The sequence below is a fragment of the Pseudomonas sp. WC2 genome (assembly GCF_050586545.1).
Lineage (GTDB): Bacteria > Pseudomonadota > Gammaproteobacteria > Pseudomonadales > Pseudomonadaceae > Aquipseudomonas.
Genome location: NZ_JBOBDR010000024.1, coordinates 24,985 through 44,760, shown reverse-complemented (window position 1 = coordinate 44,760; position 19,776 = coordinate 24,985). Strand labels below are relative to the sequence as shown.

Sequence of the window (19,776 nt, the reverse complement as noted above, 5' to 3'; positions counted from 1 at the left end):
GGGCACTCCCATGCAGCGACTGGAAGGACAAAAAACCACTGCACCGAGCACCTCGGTCGCAGGCAAGGGCTGGCGCGAGCAGTTCAATCTGCTGCGCTGGTTCTCGCTCGCCAGTTTTTTCATCATCGCGGCGGTGGCGCTGGGGCTGGGTTACATCTCCACGCGCTTCGTGGTCACCGAAAGCGTGGAGCGCGACGCGCTGCTGACTGCGCAATTTGTTGAGGCCATTGGCGCGGCGGAAATGCGTCACGCGAAAATCAATCCGAACCGGACGATGGGCGAGATGCTCGACCCGCGCCAGGATAACCACTATCCCGATGTTGACCCGGCGTTACAGGCGTCGGCGCGCACCGAGTTTCTCGATCACGTCGAACACTTGCCGGACATTTTGCTGGCGACCGTTTATGCGCTGGATCGCACGGTGATCTGGTCGACCAACGCCGAGTTGATCGGCGTGCACATCGACGATGACGACGAACTCGACGAGTCGTTCGAAATGAAGGTGCCGGTGTCCTCCAGCTACCACAAGATCGACGACGAACGCCCCGAACAGCGCCTGCTGCGCGAGCCGAAATACCTGTTCATCGAAAACTACATCCCGATGTTCAACGCCGACAAAAGCAAAGTCATGGCGATGGTCGAGATCTACAAGGAACCATCGGATCTGGTCGACCGCATCGACCGTGGGTTCGCCTCGATCTGGGCGGCGACGTTTTTTGGTGGCGCGGCGATCTTTCTCGCCTTGTTCTGGATCGTCCGTCGTGCGGCGAAATTGCTGCAGAGCCAGCAACAACAACTGATCAGCAATGAAACCTTTGTCGCCCTCGGCGAGATGTCCTCGGCGGTTGCACACAGTCTGCGCAATCCGCTGGCGACCATTCGCTCCAGCGCCGAACTGGCTCAGGAAATCGCCAGCCCCGGCGCGCAACGCAACATTGGCGACATCATCAGCCAGGTCGATCGCATGTCGCGCTGGGTGCGCGAGTTGCTCGTATCGCTGCGGCCGATGAACGACGACGGCGAGGCGGTCGATCTGCTGTTGGCGGTGGAGGACACCTTTGGCGCATTTGATGCATTGATCAAACGCAGCGGCGTCGAAGTGCGATTCAGTCCACAGAAATGCGCTCCGGTCGTCAGTCAAAAGGTGCTGCTCACGCAAATACTCAATAGCCTGTTTGCCAACGCCCTCGAAGCCATGCCCAAGGGCGGTGTGCTCACCGTCGAATTCGAATCGCCGCAGCCGGACAGCGTGCGCGTGACGGTGATCGACACCGGCAAGGGCATGAGCGCGCAGCAGCAACTGTTGGTGTTCAAGCCGTTTTTCACCACCAAACAGGGCGGCCTCGGGGTTGGCCTGGCGTTGGTCAAAAGAATCATGGAGCGTTTTCAGGGCTCGGTCGTCTTGACCAGCCGCGAGCAGGAAGGAACCCGCGTCAGTCTCAACTTCAAAGTGGCATCGGGAGGGGAATATGGAACACAGCATTCTGCTGGTCGAGGATGACGAACTGCTGGCCGACAATATTCAGACCTACCTGGAGCGCAAGGACTTCGAGGTGACGGTCTGCCATTCGGCCGAGGACGCGCTGGGGCAACTGGAAACCTTCATGCCCGACATCGTGCTGACCGACAACTCGCTGCCGGGCATGAGCGGTCACGACCTGATCCAGAAGCTGCGCGTCAGCGCGCCGGATCTCAAAGTGATCATGATGACCGGGTACGGCAACGTCGATGATGCGGTGGTGGCGATGAAGGAGGGCGCCTTTCATTACGTGACCAAACCGGTCGCCTTGCCCGAACTGAAACTGCTGCTCGACAAGGCCCTGGCCACCGAACGGATGGAGCGCACGCTGTCGTTCTATCAGGAACGCGAGGCGCAGAAGTCCGGCGTGCAGGCGCTGATCGGCGACTCGGCGCCGATGCAGTACCTGAAAAATACCATCGGCCAGTTGCTCGACGCCGAGCGACGCATGGCCAACACCGATCTGCCCCCGGTTTTGGTGGAAGGCGAAACCGGCACCGGCAAGGAACTGGTGGCCCGTGCGCTGCACTTCGACGGCCCGCGCAGCAAAGGCCCGTTTATTGAGTTCAACTGTGCGTCAATTCCGTCGAATCTGGTGGAGTCCGAGTTATTCGGACATGAGAAAGGCGCGTTCACCGACGCCAAGGATCGCCGTGTCGGTCTGGTGGAAGCGGCGGACGGCGGCACGCTGTTTCTCGATGAAGTCGGCGAAATGGACCTGCTGTTGCAGGCCAAGCTCTTGAAGCTGCTGGAAGATCGCACCATTCGCCGAGTGGGTTCGGTGAAGGAGCGCAAGGTCAATCTGCGGGTGATCAGCGCGACCAACTGCAACCTCGAGCAAATGGTCCAGCAGGGCAAATTCCGCCGTGATCTGTTTTTCCGTCTGCGGATCATTTCGATCAAAGTGCCGCGCCTGCATGCCCGGGGCGAGGATATCTTGCTGTTGGCGCGGCACTTCCTCGCCAGTCATGGCAAGCGTTACGGCAAGCCGAATCTGCATTTCAGTGAGCAGGCAGAGGAGTTGCTGCTCAGTTACACCTGGCCGGGGAATGTACGTGAGCTGCGCAACATGCTTGAGCAGACCGTGTTGTTGGCGCCGAGCGATACGATTGCCGCGCATCAGTTGAACGTGTGCATGAGTCTGTGCGACGAGTTGCCCCCGCAGCATCAGCATCAGCATCAACACTACGAGGCTGCGCCGCATTATGAACCGCGCCCGGCGAGCAATATGGAGTCGATGAACCTGCCCGAAGTCGAACGCGACATGGTGCGCAAGATGCTCGACAAGACCGACTGGAACGTCACCAAATCCGCACGCCTGCTGGGCCTGAGCCGCGACATGCTGCGCTACCGCATCGAAAAACTTGGCCTCGCCCGGCCGGATAAACGCCAGTGGTAACCCAGACACGGCGCATTTCCCTGTGGGAACGAGCCTGCTCGCGAAGAAGCCATGTCAGCCGACATCAATGTTGACTGGTCCACCGCCTTCGCGAGCAGGCTCGCTCCCACAGGGTTTTGTGGTGTCTGGTTAATACTTGGTCGTCAGAATCAATGCTGCTGCCGGCTCAAACACTCCAGCACACAACTCGGATCCAGCACCTCGTCATTCACATAAATCCCACGCTCGGCATCGTACGTGCGAATAAACACCCGCACCGTCGCATCCGCCACGGTCGGCAATCGCGAGTCGTAGAAGACGTGGTCATCCGGGATCACCACAAAATCCTCCGGCGCCGTGTCCTCGTAAGGCCTCGGCGGCGTGGCGTTCAGCGAATACGGGGCAGGGTGGGCAAAGGGCTGGTCAGGCCCGTAGTAAACAAAATTGCTGTCCAGCGCTTGCGCCTGAGTGGCAGCAAGCAGACAGCCGGTCAACAACAGCCGGTCGAGCATTAGCATGGCGGCACCTGCGAGTGCGGTATTCCCCAAGGCTATTAACTATAGCTGCCCTGCATTCAAGCGACTGTGTGATTGATCACATGCCCTGGCTGTGCGCAGGCCTTGAGCACATAGCCGATTGCGCGAAGAAACTCTGCGTTATCCCCATCTGAAAGAACCTGAGACAGGTATTCGGCGATAGCTTCGTCACTGTCCAGCAGTGCTGCCGCATCGAAATTTTTCAACGTCTGGCTCATGGTTAAACCTCCTTAGCCATTTTTTTGCGCGTCGGATGTTTGCGCTTTGTGAGGGTATCTACGTGAGCGGAGGTGAATAGTCAGCCGTGTCCTTTATCTGTTTTGATAATTCGCCGACGTTTGTAGGCCAGAACACCCTGGTATGTAGGAGGTGGCTTACAAGTTTGCAACAACCGTAATTGGCATGCTGTTCTAGACTCCGATCCGCTCAATCACGAGCATCGTCCGGAGTGCGCCATGGAAGTGCCCAACAATAAAACCGCCATCGAGAGCAATCGACAGGCGTGGAACGATTCCGCTCGCCATCACCAGGATTCGCCTGACTGGCAGGCTTTGCTCGGCGAGGTCGCGCAGGTGGATTTCTCCTGCCTCGATGAGACCTTGAGCGGGTTGCTCGAGGTCGACGGCAAGGATGTGATTCAACTGGGCTGCAACAATGGCCGTGAGAGTCTGTCGTTGTTTGCCCTCGGTGCGCGCAGTGTGGTCGGTGTCGATCAGTCGGCGGCGTTTCTCGAACAGGCGCGTGAGTTGAACAAGCGTTCACCGCATAATGCCGAGTTCATCGAAAGCGATATCCATCATTTGCCGGCGTCGTTGCAGAACCGTTTTGACGTGGCGCTGATCACCATTGGCGTTCTCAACTGGATGCCGGACATCGGCGAGTTCTTCGGTCATGTCGCTTCGACCCTGAAGCCGGGCGGCAAACTGGTGATCTACGAAACCCATCCGTTTCTGGAAATGGTCGATCCGAATGCGGAGGATCCTTATCGCCTCGCCAGTTCCTACTTTCGCGCCGAGCCGTTTGTGCAGGAAGAGCCGATTGTGTATGTCGGCAAGGTTGAGCAGCCGGCGGCGAAGTCGTATTGGTTTGTGCATAACCTGGGCGCCATCTTCAGCGCTGCCATTGCGGCGGGGCTGAATATTGCGCACTTCAAGGAGTATGCGCATTCGAATCGGGAAGAGCTGTATGACCAGTATTTGAATCAAGAGGCGCAGATGCCGATGTGTTTTACCCTGGTCGCCACCAAGTCCTGAAGTTTTCCATTGTGACAAATGGCCTCTTCGTCGGAACGCCGCCCGGAGCAAGCTCGCTCCCACATTGGTTTTGTGTACTGCACATATCCAGTGTGGGAGCGAGCCTGCTCGCGAAGGCGGCCTCGCCACCGCTACAAATTCTGAGACTGAATCAAGCCTGCGCCGCCGCACTCACCACTGGCCGCCCCGGTTTGCGCAGCGGTTCCAGCCGCGAACCCTCATAGCGCGTTTCGCGGAAAAACTTCCAGCGGCCAAACAGGCAATACACGTGCATCACGCGCCCCTGTTCGTGGTAGCCCATCCGGATATGCAGCTTCAGCGCCGGAATGTTGTGCGTCTCGCAAACGTCCACCACTTTGGTGCAACCCTGCGCCGCCATGGCTTCCCACAGGGCCACTTGCACGTCCACCGACAAACTGCTGCCGAAATACGCGCGGATCATCTCACCGCCAAATTCAAAGAATTCACCGGGCTTCACCGGGAAAGTGCAGCCGTAATAGTGACGGTCGTGATAGTCGCGAATCGAGCCCCAGATAAACCCTACTGCATGGCCGTCGGCATCGACGTACATGTGCCCTGTATGACCCTCGGCGGCCAGTTCCGCCATGGTCTCCACGCGGTCACCGAAATGCTTGGTGAACGCAGTCGCATTCTCCGGGGTAATGTCGACTTTGCGCAGGCCCTCGTAAGGGCGCAGCTTGTGCGGCGGTACCGGGCTGACCAGGTCGCGCTCCATCCACAACAGTTCCCAATGGAAGAACACGTAGCGTTTCCACAACGTGCCAAAGGTGCGGCCGAGGCCTTTTTGCCGGATGCGTTCTTGTAGTTTTTCGATCACGCTCATGATGCCCTCCGTGGCCGAAGCCAGGGTGTTGTGGATGGTGCTGTTGTGGGTATAGATCACCTGCCTAAACTCATTCCAAAGTGCCATCCCGGAATGTATTGCAAGGTATGTAACTCAATCGAGTGCCGCAGTTCCGCGTAGAAAATCCTTGTTCAAATCGGTGTAGGAAACCCGTTGAATACCCGTCAGCTGCAGCTCTAGCACGCGGCTCAGGGATTCTTCGGGCGGGAGATAGGCGTCACCAAAATCGGCGCCGAGCTGGGTCGGGTGAGCGACGATCTCCAGCACGCCGTCGGTCGGCGCTATGCCGTTGCGCAGGTCGATCGGTGTGCACACATAATCGGCAGTAACACCGGCCAGACTGTGCAAACGCCAGTTGAGCAAACCCTTGAACACGCGCTTGGGCAGATTGAGGTTTTGCCCCAGATTGCGCGCCAGTCGAATCGGCACCCCTTGCTGCGCCGCAAACCGCGCAACGATCTCGCCAATTGGCCAGATGTTGTGCACGTGCTGGTGCGAATCGATGTGGCTGGGGCGCATGCCGTGGTCGACACAGCGCTGCCACTGCGCCTGCAATTCTTCATGCACCGCGTCACGATCCTCACGCCCGAGCCAAACGCTGTGACGGGGCAGACTGAGGTCGAACACGCCGTGGTCATCGCAGAACGTGCGACGAGCGAGAATCGCCTGGCTCAACGGTCGTCCGTAGGTCAGGTTGAAATGCAAACCGATCCGGCCTTGCAGGCTCGGATGGCGGGCCATGGCGCAGGCCGCCTCGAACGCCGGCATGTTGGCCATCGCCGTGGCGGAACTGATGACCCCGGCCTGAAACCCAGCGAAGATCACTGCGTTTTCGTTCGGGCTGAGGCCGAAATCGTCAGCGTTGACTATGACTTGGCGTGGCATGTTCGCCCTCCGTGGTGATCGCGACAGGTTTCAGAGTGGGTTTCGCTGACTCGGCACGTCGTGCGCGCCAGGCGTGTACATGGGGTTTGAGCCGGTACCACAGGCGCAAGCCCAGACCGAGGACGAGGCCGCTCGGGCGCCAGGAATAAAAACTCCAGCGCCAGTGCTCGAGTTGCCCGGTCATGCGTTCGTGCAGCTGATGGCTGGAGTTTTCCAGGCTGACCCGAGAGGCATCGATCCAGCGCCAGTTGTCGTCCAGCCCCCAGCGAATCCATTCCTCCAGCAGCACCCGACCGCTGCCCAGATCAGCGTATTGCGGCAGGAAGGCGAGGTTGTAATCGTACAGTCGGCCTTGTTCGAGGAGGCCGAGGCGATAGCTGATGCAGCGGCCGTTCAGCTCCAGCGTCACCACGCGCACCAGGCCTTGACCGGCGAGGGCGATGAACGCGCGCTCGATCAATTGCCGGCTGCGTTCGCTGGCGAAAATCCCCACACCTTCGTCGCCTTTCCAGCTCACCGCTTCGACTTCGCTGATGACCTGCAGCAGCGGGCCCATGCTCATCGCATCGGGAACGATCCTGCGCACTTCGGCGCCACACGCGGCGATGCGTTTGCGCGCACGCCGCAGCTTGTAACGCGGGTCGCCGGAGACTTCCTGATGATCGGCCTCGCTGATCAGATGCACCGGCACCCGACAGCTCAAGCGTCGTTCGCCGGTGGAGCTGCGCGCCATCCATTCGGTCAGCGCACTTTCTTCACCGACCGGCTCGGACAATTCATTGAGTTGCAGCAGCGCGTGGGGCAAACGTTGGCGAATCAACACCAAGGCCTCGCGCATGCCTTCACTGCCGAGCACAGACAACAGCGCCAAGCGATCCGCCAACGGATAGCCCAAGTGGTGCAGGACTCTAAAAGGCACGCCGGCAAAGCGTTCGCGACTCGCCACCAGCGGCAGGCACAAGCGCAATTCGTCCGCTTCCCAGCCGAGCAGGATGTGCAAACGCTCACCCTCGCCAAGGGCCTGCTCGGCCGCGCACAACCAACCGAGGTTGTTGAACGGCGTGTGGTCCGTCACCCGCAGGCGCAGCGCTTCATACGCTGCTTCGGGGAAATCGGCGGCGCACAGGGAAGTGCGCCATTCGAATCGCGTCGCCATAGGCTCAGGCCGCCGTTGCTGTTACGGGTGGACGGGACGGTTTGCGCAGCGCATCCAGACGCGAGCCGCTGTAGCGGGATTCGCGATAGAAGCGCCAGCGACCGAACAGGGTGTACACATTCATGATGCGGTGTTGCTCGGTATAGCCCATGCGCAGGTGCAGCTTGAGCGCCGGGATGTTGTGGAATTCGCAGACGTCGACGACCTTGTCGCAACCCTGTGCCGCCATGGCTTTCCACAGTTCCAGTTGCAGGTCCACCGACAACTCGGTGCCCCAATAGGAACGGGTCAGCTCGCCGCCGAATTCGAAGAACTCGCCGGGTTTTACCGGGAACAGGCAGCCGTAGTAATGCCGGTCGAAATAGTCCTGCGGGCTGCCCCAGATAAACGCCACGGCATCGCCCTGATCGTCCAGGTGCATGTGCCCGGTGTGGCCTTCGTTGGCCAGTTCGGCCATGGTGCCGACGCGGTCGCCGAAGTAGCGGGCGAAGGCGCTGGCGTTGTCCTGAGTGATCTTCACCACCCGCAGCGGCGGGTAGGGCTTGAGGCTGTGCGGTGGCACCGGGCTGACCAGATCGCGCTCCATCCACAGTAATTCCTGGTGGGCGAAGACGTAGTGCTTCCACGCTTTGGCAAGGGTGGCGCGCAGGCCTTTTTGCTTAATGTGTTGGCTGAGTTTCTGCACAATGTTCATGGTCTTGGCTCCTGATGACGATGCATCGCGCGGCCACAGGCTCGCGCGGCTGAACATCAACGGACGGTTCATGAAGCGCTCCAGCTGAGGGCGAACAGGGTTTGCCCCGGCAGCTCGAAACGCACGCGACCGTCCTGGCAGGTAAATGGCGCATCGCGGCTGCGGTTGTCGGCGCCGAAGTAGCGCAAGGCGCCGTGGTTCAGCGGGCATTTCGCACCGCTCAGGTCGACACGCTGCAAGCGCGCGCCTTTGTTCACCCCCAGAAGACCCCGTTGCTCGTCGCCGGCCATCGCCAGCACATCGACTTCAAAGGCATCGTTCTCCAGCCACAGCACCTGATGCAGCCAATGCTGAGCGATGAATTGCTGCGCGAGGCCGACCGGTTTCAACTCGAAGCGTTGTTCATCCTGTGAAACCCGCAACATGCCCTTGGGATACTGCGGTTCATCGGCGGCCTGAAACCAGTTGAGCATGCTCAGCAAGCCGTCCTGCGAAGCATTGATCACCACCGACGCCCACCACAGCGAAGCGTAGTGGGTTTCCTGGTCGTAGGGGCTGAGGCTGGAGCCGCTGGACAGATTGGTCTGATCGAGCAATAGGGCTTTGCGCGGCTGGCCTTTGCCGTCGAGGCCAACCAGATCGGCGGCGCGGCGCACGCTGTCGCGGTAAACGCGAGTTGCGAGCAGGTCGCGGATCATCCATTCGTGCCAGGCCAGCGCATCGACCTGATCGCCTGATTCGCTGAGCAAACGCCGCGCCCAATCGATCCCGCGTTTATCCGCCGCGTTGTCGGCGAACGGCCCGTTGACCAACCGCGAACTGGCCGGCATGGCGATGCGCACGCCAGCCTTGGCATTTGCCGGATCGCTGCGCACTTGGCGAGCCATGCTGGCGAAGATCGCCTGATACTGCGCGTAGCTGGAATAGTTAAGGTTCGGCTCGTCGGCAAAACCAATGTAGTGCGTGCCTTTGCCACCGAGCTTACGGGTGCTGGCCAGCCAGGCATCGAGGCCGCTGTTGCTTTGCACATCGGCGCGCAGATCCGCCTGACGCTGACTGCCGGCCAGCAGAGTGATGTCCTGTTTGATGCCAAAACGATCCTGATACAGCTGACGGAACGCATCTTCGAAATGCGGATTCTTCGCCGTCACATCAACAAAACTGTAGTAACTCGCTGCCGTCGGTTTCAGCGCATCGAGTACGGCATGACTGGCGGGCGGCGGCATCACGTAGGGCAGGGCGATGCCCAGATCCGGCGTGCGCCCGAGGATTTTGTCGTGCAGGGTCAAGCGGGTTTGCCCGGCGTCTTCGCGCAGCGATTTCAGTTGCTGTGGATTCTGCGCAAACAGGTTGGCGGTGCCATCGAGCCAGAACGCCGCTTTGCCGCTGCCTTGCAAACGCAGACGCCAGATCTGCTCACGCTCGCTGACGGGCAGGGCGACCTGATCGAACTGCCAATAGGCGCGATAGGGTTTCAGCGCCAGGGTCAGTGGCTGATCGTCGCCAACCCGTTGCGCCTGCAATCCGCTGACGCCGCCATGAAACTTGCCGGCCAGCACCGCGTGTTCACCCGGCGCGACTTTGAAATACAGTTCGTCACCGTTGTGGGTGTCGGCGCTGAAATGCACTTTCGCCGGGGCAAACAACGCGACGGTGCGCTCGTCATGTTCAATTCGATAATTGCGGAAGCTGTAGCCGGGAATCTCCAGCCGATAACTCGCGGCGCCGGGCAGCAACGGCCAGCTCTGACTGCCACGGGTTTCACTGGCCTTGATAAACCGATCGCCCGCCAGTTTGCCTTGGCCGTCGAGCAGATACAGGTGTTCTTCATTGGCCTCAGCCTGCCAGGCCGGCGTCCAGCGCACGGTCACGGTGTCGGGGCGATCCGTTTGCAGATATAGGCTGCCGTCACGGATCTCACCCCAGCGCATCGACGCCGCGAAGGCGTCCAGCGACAGGCCGAGACCGAGCACCAGGGCCAAGGCTTTCATGCGGTTTTCCGGCGTTGCAGCATCAGCCACATCGGCGTGACGTCTCGGGGCAGGATGATCAGCACTTGCCAGAACGGCACGCCGCTCAAACGGCAGTAAAGCACCAGCATCGCCACGGTCACGGCGAGATAGGCAATCGACGAAGCCGCCGCCGCGCCGACAATTCCATAGGCCGGAATCATCACCAGATTCAACGCCAGGTTCAGCAACGCACCCAAGCCCATCAGCAATGACACCGTGCCGGGGCGATCCTTGCCGAGCAGGTCCAGACGCAGAATGCTTGCGTAGCAAAGGCCCAACAGCCCCGGCAACAAGGCGAGCAGCGCCGGATACGCCGGTTGGTACACCGCACCGAACAAGGTGACGATCAGCCATTCGCCAATCACCGCCATGGTCAGGCAGGCGCCGAGCATCACCGTGGCGGTCAGGCGCAGGGCCAGCGGGGTGACTTTGTCCATGCCTTCATCTTGTTGCAGCAAGCGTTTCATCAGCGGTGTGGTCACCGCTTCCGGGACGATCAAAAGGAGTTCGGCGGCGGCGCTGGCCATCGCGTAATGACCCAGCGCGGTGCTGCCGAGCAGGGCGCCGATAAACAGATAATCCGAGCGCAGAATCACTTGCTGGAACAGCAGATCAGGATGGCTGCGCGCGCTGTAGCGCAGCAGTTCGTTCTGACTGGCGCGATCCCATTGCAACTGCAACGGTTGCGCGCGTTTGAGCCAGACCCACCCGGCCAGCACCACCAGACTGATGCCGGCCAGCCAACTGATCAGCGCCGCTTCGAGGGCCGCGCTTTGCCACATCCAGAACAGGGCGAGAAACAGCAACAGCGGCGCCAGCGACTCGACCAAGCGCAAGGCATTGAACGCGACCACGCCGCCCGAGGCGTTGTGCAGGGTCAGCAAGCCGCTCTTCAATACCGTCAGCGGCACGGCCAGCAGCAATAGCCAGGCGAGCAGACCGAGTTGCATCGTCACATCGAGTTCGCTGCCAAATTCCCGCACCAGCGCCACTACCAGCAACGTCAGCAACGCCGCCAGCAAACAACCGAACACCAGAACCTGACTGAGCAACAACCCCATCGGCCGTTGCTTGGCCGCCTGATAACCGACCGCCGAATTCAAGCCGCCACTGGTGGCCGCGCTGATCAAATCCGGCAGGGTGCTGAGCAGCGCAAACAGCCCACGCTCACTCGGCCCTAGAATCCGCGCCAGCAGCACATTGCGCAGCAAACGCAGAGCGATCATCGCCAGTTTGGTGCCCATGCTCAGCGCCAAATGCTTGAGGTAGTTGCCTCGGCTCATGGCCGCGCCCCGCGAAAGATCCGCCACGACAGCAATTCCGGTTTATGCGCGGTGCGTTGGCTGACCCCGAAGCGCGGCAGGTTGAGCGGGTCGCCTTCGCCACGATAAATCCCGGTGCCGGTGCCCAGCGCGAACGGGTATTCATGGCTGGCGATCTGTTGGCGCACGCGCTCATCATTGTCACCGTTGGGGTAGCAATACACCGGCAGCGGCCGGTTGCAGCCGTTGTGCAGGGCATCGCGGCTGCGGCTGATTTCTTCGCTCAGGCGGACATCGTCAAGGCCAGTGAGAATCGCGTGACTGGCGCCATGCGGGCCGAAGCGCACCAACCCAGAGGCTTCGAGGGCGCGCACTTGGTGCCAGTCCAGCGCTTGCGGTTGCGACTCTTGCGGACACTCGTCGGTCAGACGTTCCAGCTCCTGTGGCTCCAGGGTTTTCAACCCTTGCAGATAATGCAGCATCGACAGGCTGCGCCGATCAACATCGATGTCATCCACCAGCACTGGCACTGGGTGGCCGCTGGCTTGCAGGCATTCGATCAGATGCATCCGCGCCTTCTCGCCGTGGCTGCCCCACAGGGTTTCGCCGAGGCTTTCCCACCAGAAGCGCTGACGGCTGCCGATGAAATCGGTGGAGAGAAAAATGCTCGCCGGCACCTGATGTTTTTGCAGCAGCGGGAAGGCGTTGACCGCGTTGTCGCGCCAGCCATCGTCGAAGGTCAGCGCCACCCGGGGGCGTTCGCTGCGCAGCGAATTGGGCTGGAGGATTTCCATCAACGGCACGCAATCGAAATGCTTGCGCAGCCACACCAGCAAATGCTCGAAGGCCTTCGGCCCGACGCACAGTTCGTTGCGGTGCGGCAGGTCCGCAGCCCGGTCATTCGACAGTACCCGGTGCAGCATCAGAATCACCCCTGCGCCGTGCAGCTGGTTGCGGCCCATGGACGAGTTCAGATACAGCCAGCCACTGGTACGTTTTATCAATTGTTTGATCGCCATGGCTTCAGTCCTTTTAACGGTTCTGTTCCGGATTCCACTGGGCATACCGCTGGCCGCGCAGGAACTGCCACAGGCCGAGACTCATCCCGGCAAGGGTGACCAGCAGAAACGCGGCGAGGCGGAAGGGTTTGGGCAAGCGGTGTTGCGAGTCCAGCAGTCCGGCAATCGCGATGGCGTAGCCGAACAATTGCGCGATCAGGGCGAGGCGATAGAAACCATGGTCGTCCCACAGCCAAAAGTTGCTCAGCAGCAACGGCAGCAACAGGATCGGCGCGAGACGGCGGATCAGTTTGTGGCTGATCAATGCGATCGAGTACAGGCCATATTTCAGCGGATTGAGCAGCTCGCGGCGCTGGGCCAGGCTCTGCAAGCCGCCCACGGTGACCCGTTGACGACGGCGAAATTGCTTGTCCGCCTCATCGACACCGTGGTCGATGACTTGCGCCTCCGGCACATAAACGATGCGCTTGTGCGCGACCGGCGCGCAGGTGCTGATAAAGAAATCGTCGTTGACCTCCGCCGGCACGTTCTGGAACAACTCACGGCGCAGGGCGAGCAGGGCGCCGTCGGCGGAAACCATGCAACCGGTGCGGTTCTCGACCCGGCGCAACCAGCCTTCGTAATGCCGATAGAGGCTGTCGCCAACGCTCAAGCCACCGCCGGTGACCGGAATCACCATGTGCCCGGCGCAGCCGCCAACCTGCGGATCATTCAGCGGCGCGAGCAGGTAGCCAAGGGTTTCCCGTGACCATTGGTTGTCGGCATCGGTGAACACCAGAATGTCGCCGGTGCTCAGAGCTACGCCGGCATTCAGGGTCGCCGCTTTGCCTTGGCGTGGCAGGTCGAGAATGGTGATGCGCGGGTCGACGACCTTGTGCGCGCAGGCCACGGTGTCGTCGGTCGAGCCGTCGCTGGCGAGGATGATCTGCAAGTTCGCGGGCTGATAATCCTGGGCCAGTAACGTGCGCAATTTGTGCTCGATATGCCGCGCTTCGTTGTGCGCGGCGATCACGATGCTGACGTTCAGCGGCGGTGCCGGGGTGTGGCGCCAGGCGGGGAACAGCGGCGCGATCAGGGTCAGCAGCAGCGGGTAGCCGATGTAGGCGTAGACCGGCAGCAACAGGCATGTCCAGAAAATGAATTCAGCCACGGGCAGGCCTCCTGGCGTTCCAATGACACAGACTCAAAATGAATGCAGCACCGGCCAGATGCAGGCGTACGTGATGCAGCCCCCACAGTTGCACGGTCAGGCAGAGGTTCCGGTGTTTGGCGCTCTGCCGCACACTCAGCGCCAGCCCCGGAACGAGTGTCAGCAGCACCATGACAGTCGCGTGATGGGGGAAACCGTCGAGCAGCGCCGAGATCGCCAGAAAGTCCAGCAGCCAGACCAATAGGGAGAACATCGGAAAACGCAGCAAACGCAGGCTCAAGCCGTGGCTGCGCAGCAGTTGCAGATGACTGCCCTGACGCCACAATTCCTTGCCCATCCATTCGCGCCAGTTCATTTCGTAACCCCAATGCAGCGCAACGCTTTCGTTGACCGACAGCAGCCGGGCGCCGTGTTCGCGCAGGCGCAGGGTGAATTCCTTGTCCTCGCCGGTGCGCAGGGTTTCGTTGAAACCGCCGATCTTGTCGAACCAGCGCCGCAACATCAGCAGATTGGAACTGGGCAGCCAGTCGACGACGTTGCTGGTGTGGGCGGACGGGCGCAGGGTGCGGCGCTGCCATGCGGTGGCGTACCACGGCGCTTCGGCGGGGGTGTGCAGATCGAGGCCGAAGACATCGGCCTGGCCGCTGGCTTCGATGTCGAACAATTGGCGCAACCAGTCTTCGGGCATTTCAATGTCGGCATCGATGAACGCCAGCCATTCACCGGTAGCGATGGCCGTGCCGCGATTGCGCAGGGCGCCGATCAGCAATCCTGGCAGCACCAGCACTTTCGCGCCGAACTGGCGGGCTATGTGCGGGCCCTGATCGGTTGAGCCGTTGTCGACCACGATCAGCTCGCATTCGACATTGGCCGCGTGCGCGGCTTTCTGCGCGGCGAGCAAGGTGCGGCCGATGTGCCGGGCCTCGTTGAACATCGGGATGACGATGCTGATCCGGCTCATGCGCGGGCCTCCGTGGTTAGCGGCGCTTGCTCGGCTTTCAGGCGCAGGACCCAGGTCAACGCGAGCATGATCCACACGTATTTCTGGTTCGGTGCGCTGAGGAACATCAGGAACAGCGTCAGCGACAGAAAGCTCACGCCGAGGTGCGTCATCAGATCCGCCTGATACGCATCGCGGCGCAGCATCCACGCCGCCCGCGCGCGAATCAGGTTGTACAGACCGAGGGCAAGCATGCCGACAAACAACAGCCCGGCAGGAATCCCGAGTTCACTGAAGATTTCCAGATAGGTGTTGTGCGCGCGGCGATAGAGGTCGCCGATCTTGCGGTTGGCCGAGAATGCCTTGGCGTAACCGGTGGTCGCGTAATGCAGCGGGAACGTGCCGGGGCCGGAGCCGAGCAGCGGGTTCTCGCGAATCATCTGGCTGCCGACCACGATGTACGAGGCGCGGCGGCCAAGGGATTCGTCCTGAGCCTTGGAGCCGGCGCTGAGAATGCTCAGGGACTGGATGCGCGCCATGTAACCGGCTGGCATCGCATAGATCGCCAACGGAATCACAATGGCCGCGCCGAGCATGGCGAAACCCAGATGCCGTGGCCGAATGTGCGTCAGTTGCGTGCGGTAATGCCAGCAGCCGATCATCAGGCTCAAGGCCAACACCACCAGGCCCGAGCGCGATTCGGTTTTGGTCATGCCGCCGAGCAACAGCAAGCAGCACCCGCCCCAGAACAACCGGTGCAGCAGGTTGGGGCTGCGGATCACCAGAAACAGGCCCATCGGCACCGCGAAAGCGATCAGCATGGCGAATGCGTTGGGGTCTTCGAGCAAGCCTGCCGCACGACCCTGATCCTGAAACCTGGCCGAAAACATCGCCATCGCACAGGTGGTGCTGACGGCGAGGGTGACGAGGCGGGCGAACAGATCGAGGTTCAACTCACGACCAATCAGCAGGGTGATCACAAACAGGATCAGGCCAACGCTTAGCTCGCGCAGGTGCCCCAGCGACATGCCCAGGTCATCGGTGTTGAGCAGGCTCAAAAAGTACAGAACCATGAACCACACCAGATAACGCCAGAGGTTGCTGCGCAGCCGATCCGAAGGAATCTGGTGCAGCGCCAGTTGCAGCATCAGGATCACCGCCAGCGAGGCGCCGATCAACTTGCTGCCGGAAAACGCTGTGTCCTTGAAGAAGCCTTCGAACGGCACCAGCGCGGCAATGCCGAGCAGGCCCCAGGTCGGCTTGCGGTACAGCACCGCGAAACCGACCAGACCCAGCACCGCTCCCGGCGCCAGATACGGATAAGGGCTGGCGAGCAAAGCGATGCAGGCCAATCCAAGAAAACTGACGATCGAGAGCGGGAAAATCATGCGCGTGCCTCCCGTGCCGTGCGGATGTACAGCTGCGACCAGCGTTCGGCCAGGGCCTTGAGGTCGTAGCGATCCTGTTGCGTGCGTTTTGCGTTGTCGCGCAGCTGACGGGCCAGTTTCGGCTCGCTCAGCAAGGTGTCGAGCTGGCGGGTGAGGTCGGCGCTCTCGGCGGGTGTGGCGAGTAAGCCGTTGTGCCGGTGTTCCAGCACATCGGGAATGCCGCCGACGCCGAACGCCACCACCGGCACCCCGGCCTGCATCGCTTCGAGCAAAATCATCGGCGTGCCTTCGGTGCGTGAGCTGATCACCAGCGCATCGAGTCGCTGCCACCACGGTTTCATGGCGATCTGGTAACCGGGCAAACGGATGCGTTGCTGCAAGCCGGCGTTGTCGATTCGCGCCTGCAACGCCTCGCGTTCCGGGCCGTCGCCGAGCATCACCGCATCCAGTTGCGGATGCTGATGACACAGCGGGATCAATGCATCGAGAAACAGATCCGGGCCTTTCTCACTGCTCAAACGACCAACGTAACCGGCCAGCCAGCGCTGCCGATCGGTGTCGGGCACCAGCGCAGCAGCGGCCGGCAAACCGTTGGGAATCACCTGCAGCTTCTCCGCGTTGACGCTGGCCTGACGGTGCAGCGCGGCGATGCTTTCCGCCACGCAGACCACCCGGTCCACTGACGCGGTGCGGCACAGTTGCAGGCTGAGCCAGGTGTAGAACTTCTGCTTGCGACTGCGCGGCGTGAAGCCGTGCTGGGTGATGACCAGAGGCAGGCGCAACAGCGTTGCGCCGACCCAACCGAACAGCAGGCCTTTGAAATTGTGCGTATTGATCAACGGCTTTTCAGCGCGACGCTGACGCAAGTGCCGGAGCAATTCCCCAAGCCCGGCACAACCCCGGCAATCCACCCCGGCCTCGCGAAAGCGCGCGATCAGGTCTGGCGGCGCATCAAGGAACAGCACCTGATGCTGTCCTGGCGTCGCCAGACAATGATCCAGCAACATCCGCTCGGCCCCATAGAAACCGCCGCTGCTGAGCAAATGCATGATCGGCAGCGCGGCGTTCGGGGTGGAAGCGATGTTCAATTGCGCACCCAGTGCATCAGGCTGGGTACGGTCCAGCTCTTGTGCGGATTACCTGGCAGCGCGTTCTGGTCGTTGATCACCAGCAGCACCGGCACGCCCAGCTCGTGGCTGATTTGCGCTGGGTGTTTGAAGCGGTGATCGAAGAACTCACGCACATAGACGAAGGCAATCGCCAGCAGCAAACCGGTGAGCATGCCGAACGGAATGATCAGGCCCGGTTTCGGGAACGCCGCTTCGGTCGGCTCGAACGGCGGGCTGAGCACCCGGGCGTTGGACAGATCGTCGCTGAGCGAACGGGTGGTGGTGCTTTCGGCGAACCGCTGGGCGTAGGTCGAGAACGCGGCGTGCAGTGCATCGATCTCGGTGTCCATCTGGCGCAGCTTGCTCTGGGTCTGCTGCAACTCGTGGATGCGGTTCTTGAACTCGGCGATGCGAGCGGTTTTCTGGTCGATCACCTGCTTGACCACCGTCAGATCGTTAGTGCGTTCCTGGATGCGGTTGCTCACCACTTTGAGGAACTGCTGACGGGTGCGGGCGATTTGCTCGCGGGTCAGCAGCATCGGTTCGCTGCCAGGCTGGAACACCGCCAGATCATTCATGTAGCGGCTGACCTGAGTGGTCAGTTGTTCGCCCATTTGCTTGATCTCCCGATCCTCGAACGCCACGTTGTCGACGGTGGTGGTGAAGGTGTAGGGGAAGGTGTAATCGTTGAGCTTGTTGGTGCTCGCGGCGGCCAGTGCGGTCTTCAGGTATTCGAGCCAGCGCTGGCTCTGCAGCAGGCGATCCTGATACAGGTTCAGCGCTTGCTCTTCGGTATTGATCGCGTTGAGGCGAAAGGTGATTTCTTCCTTCGGATCCGACGCGCCGACGCTTTCCAGCAAGGCTTGACGGTTACCTTCCAGGCCATCGAGACGCACTTGATACAAGTGCTTCTTGGTTTCGTAGAAGGATTGCGGCAGGTCGATCGATTGCAGGGCCTGACGGCTGACCAGATAGTTTTGCAGCAGGGCGCTGACAAACGTCGTGCCTTGGTGCGGATCCGGGAAGCTGTAGACGATCGAGATCACGTTGGAGCCCGGCAGGGTCTCGATTTTCAGTTTGTCGATGGCTTCTTGGGTCAATGCATCAAGTGCAGTGTCCCGCACCGGATCAGTTTCCAGCCCGAGCGTGTTTCGCACCGGGTTGATCACGTACTGACGCAGTGGCGAACTGACGTAGCGTTTGAACGGCTCGGCCACCAGTTTGCTGAAGATGCCCGGCGAAGGTGTGTATTCACCCTTGTCGCGCAGCTCACTGATGGTCTGCCGGATCAGCGCTGGCGAACGGAGGATGTTGGTTTCTGTTTCCATGTCCGCCAGCGACGGCGGAATGAAGGTGGCGTTGTCCACCGTGAGCGACGTGGTGGCGTCACCCTGGGAGAGTTTTTTCGACTGCACGATGACCTGCGCGGTGATATCGAAGCTCTGTTTGAGCAGCAGCGGCAGGAGCAGGGCGATCACTGCAAAGATCAGGAAGACCCGTTTCACCAATTGCTTGTTGGCGAAGAAGATCCTGAAGAACTCGTGCAGGTAGTTTTCCTTTGGGTTCATGTCGTTCACCTGAGAGTTAGTTGCTGTCACTGTCTTTGTTGTCGACGCGGTAGCCGAAGCTGAACCCGACGCCCTGGAACAGCACCACGTCGGCCAGTTGACGGGCGAGTTCGCCGGCGCTGGCCAATTTGGTTTTCGGTACGTAAAGCATGTCGTCCGGTTGCAGGTAGGCGATTTGCGGCGCCTCGCCCGACAGGGCCTTCTCGACGTCGTAACGCACCGCCTTCACCTGATTGCCGTTGCGGCGCATGATCACCACCGAATCGAGGCGCGCCTTGACGTTTGTGCCACGGGCCAGGGTCAGCGCTTCAAGCACCGAGACTGGCCGACGGATCGGGTAGGAACCCGGTTGGCCGACTTCGCCCAGTACATAGATTTCGTTGCCGGCGGTGGATTTCAGCAGCACGTCCACGGTCATGCGGCCCGGCAGTTGCGCGTACTTCTTGTTGAGGAAGCTTTCCAGTTGGTTGACGGTCATGCCTTGCAGCGGCACGGCGCCGATTTCCGGGAAGCTCGCGTAGCCGTCGGTGCCGACGGTGATCTCGCGGCTCATGCCGGTGGCCGGGTGATTCAGAGCGCTTTTCAGGTTGGCCTCATTGGTCAGCGGGCTGATGATCTGCACGGTCAGCTGATTGCGGTTGGGCTGGAACAGTTGTTTGCGCTGATAGGCACGCTGGATTTCTTCGCGGGCCTGATCACTGGTCAGCCCGGCGATTTTCACCGAGGTGTTGGCGCCCGGCAGTTCGATGGTGCCGTCGGGCAGCACCAGTTGATTGCCGTTGAGCTGACTGGCGGCGGTGAAGTTGAGGCCGATCTGGTCACCCGACTGCACGCGGTAGGCGTCCGAGCCGCTGGTGCTGATATGGAAGATCACGTCGAGCACATCCTGCGGACGCAGGGTCTGCTCGATCTTCGGCATATCGGTTGCCTGGGCGTTGGCCGGGGTGGCGGTGAGGATATTCACCGGCATGTTCTGGGTTTCGGAGGTGCTCGAGCAGCCTGCAAGCGGCAGCATCAGCAGCACAAGAATCTTGGCGTTCAT

General features: G+C 60.9%; 18 protein-coding genes. 3 read left to right on the top strand and 15 right to left on the bottom strand.

Annotation, left to right across the window (positions count from 1 at the left end; genetic code table 11):
- Nucleotides 1-10 precede the first annotated feature (10 nt).
- Together ACQ4OE_RS24040 and ACQ4OE_RS24035 are read left to right on the top strand one after the other, a co-directional pair.
- Nucleotides 11-1,501: a sensor histidine kinase gene (locus ACQ4OE_RS24040; RefSeq protein WP_430948143.1), complete on the top strand. Its 1,491-nt coding sequence runs from the start codon at nucleotides 11-13 to the stop codon at nucleotides 1,499-1,501.
- On the top strand, nucleotides 1,470-2,918 hold the full coding sequence (locus tag ACQ4OE_RS24035; protein WP_430948142.1) for a sigma-54-dependent transcriptional regulator: 1,449 nt from the start codon (nucleotides 1,470-1,472) through the stop codon (nucleotides 2,916-2,918). The genes ACQ4OE_RS24040 and ACQ4OE_RS24035 overlap by 32 nt, the downstream gene beginning before the upstream one ends.
- A gap of 149 nt (nucleotides 2,919-3,067) precedes the next feature.
- Here ACQ4OE_RS24035 and ACQ4OE_RS24030 read toward each other — a convergent pair whose 3' ends face one another.
- Nucleotides 3,068-3,415, bottom strand: coding sequence for a hypothetical protein (locus ACQ4OE_RS24030; RefSeq protein WP_430948141.1), 348 nt, complete (start codon nucleotides 3,413-3,415; stop codon nucleotides 3,068-3,070).
- 56 nt (nucleotides 3,416-3,471) lie between these two features.
- The gene (locus tag ACQ4OE_RS24025; protein WP_430948140.1) at nucleotides 3,472-3,651 is read right to left on the bottom strand and encodes a DNA-binding protein; all 180 of its coding nucleotides are present in this window, start codon (nucleotides 3,649-3,651) and stop codon (nucleotides 3,472-3,474) included.
- Between the two features lie 237 nt (nucleotides 3,652-3,888).
- On the opposite strand from ACQ4OE_RS24025, the gene ACQ4OE_RS24020 reads away from it, so the two are divergent.
- Nucleotides 3,889-4,686, top strand: a complete 798-nt coding sequence (locus tag ACQ4OE_RS24020; RefSeq protein ID WP_430948139.1) for a class I SAM-dependent methyltransferase — start codon at nucleotides 3,889-3,891, stop codon at nucleotides 4,684-4,686.
- A gap of 151 nt (nucleotides 4,687-4,837) precedes the next feature.
- Here the strand turns inward: ACQ4OE_RS24020 and ACQ4OE_RS24015 are convergent, their stop codons facing one another.
- The 13 genes from ACQ4OE_RS24015 to ACQ4OE_RS23955 all read right to left on the bottom strand — a co-directional run bounded on the left by ACQ4OE_RS24015 (nucleotide 4,838) and on the right by ACQ4OE_RS23955 (nucleotide 19,776).
- Nucleotides 4,838-5,530, bottom strand: a complete 693-nt coding sequence (locus ACQ4OE_RS24015) for an N-acetyltransferase (protein WP_122592602.1) — start codon at nucleotides 5,528-5,530, stop codon at nucleotides 4,838-4,840.
- A 114-nt stretch (nucleotides 5,531-5,644) separates the two neighbouring features.
- Nucleotides 5,645-6,436, bottom strand: a complete 792-nt coding sequence (locus ACQ4OE_RS24010; protein ID WP_430948138.1) for a ChbG/HpnK family deacetylase — start codon at nucleotides 6,434-6,436, stop codon at nucleotides 5,645-5,647.
- Nucleotides 6,408-7,592: a GNAT family N-acetyltransferase gene (locus ACQ4OE_RS24005; protein WP_430948137.1), complete on the bottom strand. Its 1,185-nt coding sequence runs from the start codon at nucleotides 7,590-7,592 to the stop codon at nucleotides 6,408-6,410. Before ACQ4OE_RS24005 ends, ACQ4OE_RS24010 begins: the two co-directional genes overlap by 29 nt.
- A gap of 4 nt (nucleotides 7,593-7,596) precedes the next feature.
- Complete coding sequence (locus tag ACQ4OE_RS24000; protein ID WP_430948177.1) at nucleotides 7,597-8,286, bottom strand: N-acetyltransferase; 690 nt, start codon at nucleotides 8,284-8,286, stop codon at nucleotides 7,597-7,599.
- Nucleotides 8,287-8,354: 68 nt separating this feature from the next.
- A complete protein-coding gene (locus tag ACQ4OE_RS23995; protein ID WP_430948136.1) occupies nucleotides 8,355-10,277 on the bottom strand; it encodes a hypothetical protein in 1,923 nt (640 codons plus the stop codon).
- A complete protein-coding gene (locus tag ACQ4OE_RS23990) occupies nucleotides 10,274-11,581 on the bottom strand; it encodes a lipopolysaccharide biosynthesis protein (RefSeq protein WP_430948135.1) in 1,308 nt (435 codons plus the stop codon). The genes ACQ4OE_RS23995 and ACQ4OE_RS23990 overlap by 4 nt, the downstream gene beginning before the upstream one ends.
- A complete protein-coding gene (locus ACQ4OE_RS23985; protein WP_430948134.1) occupies nucleotides 11,578-12,579 on the bottom strand; it encodes a polysaccharide deacetylase family protein in 1,002 nt (333 codons plus the stop codon). Before ACQ4OE_RS23985 ends, ACQ4OE_RS23990 begins: the two co-directional genes overlap by 4 nt.
- Before the next feature lie 13 nt (nucleotides 12,580-12,592).
- Nucleotides 12,593-13,729 (bottom strand): glycosyltransferase, encoded by a 1,137-nt coding sequence (locus ACQ4OE_RS23980; RefSeq protein WP_430948133.1) that lies wholly within the window; start codon nucleotides 13,727-13,729, stop codon nucleotides 12,593-12,595.
- Nucleotides 13,722-14,690: a glycosyltransferase gene (locus ACQ4OE_RS23975; protein WP_430948132.1), complete on the bottom strand. Its 969-nt coding sequence runs from the start codon at nucleotides 14,688-14,690 to the stop codon at nucleotides 13,722-13,724. The genes ACQ4OE_RS23980 and ACQ4OE_RS23975 overlap by 8 nt, the downstream gene beginning before the upstream one ends.
- The gene (locus ACQ4OE_RS23970; RefSeq protein ID WP_430948131.1) at nucleotides 14,687-16,057 is read right to left on the bottom strand and encodes an O-antigen ligase family protein; all 1,371 of its coding nucleotides are present in this window, start codon (nucleotides 16,055-16,057) and stop codon (nucleotides 14,687-14,689) included. Before ACQ4OE_RS23970 ends, ACQ4OE_RS23975 begins: the two co-directional genes overlap by 4 nt.
- Nucleotides 16,054-17,145 carry a glycosyltransferase family 4 protein gene (locus tag ACQ4OE_RS23965; protein ID WP_430948130.1) on the bottom strand — a complete coding sequence of 364 codons (1,092 nt, stop codon included), beginning with the start codon at nucleotides 17,143-17,145 and terminating at the stop codon, nucleotides 16,054-16,056. Before ACQ4OE_RS23965 ends, ACQ4OE_RS23970 begins: the two co-directional genes overlap by 4 nt.
- Nucleotides 17,142-18,734 (bottom strand): Wzz/FepE/Etk N-terminal domain-containing protein, encoded by a 1,593-nt coding sequence (locus ACQ4OE_RS23960; protein WP_122592375.1) that lies wholly within the window; start codon nucleotides 18,732-18,734, stop codon nucleotides 17,142-17,144. Before ACQ4OE_RS23960 ends, ACQ4OE_RS23965 begins: the two co-directional genes overlap by 4 nt.
- A 16-nt stretch (nucleotides 18,735-18,750) precedes the next feature.
- Complete coding sequence (locus tag ACQ4OE_RS23955) at nucleotides 18,751-19,776, bottom strand: polysaccharide biosynthesis/export family protein (protein WP_122592374.1); 1,026 nt, start codon at nucleotides 19,774-19,776, stop codon at nucleotides 18,751-18,753.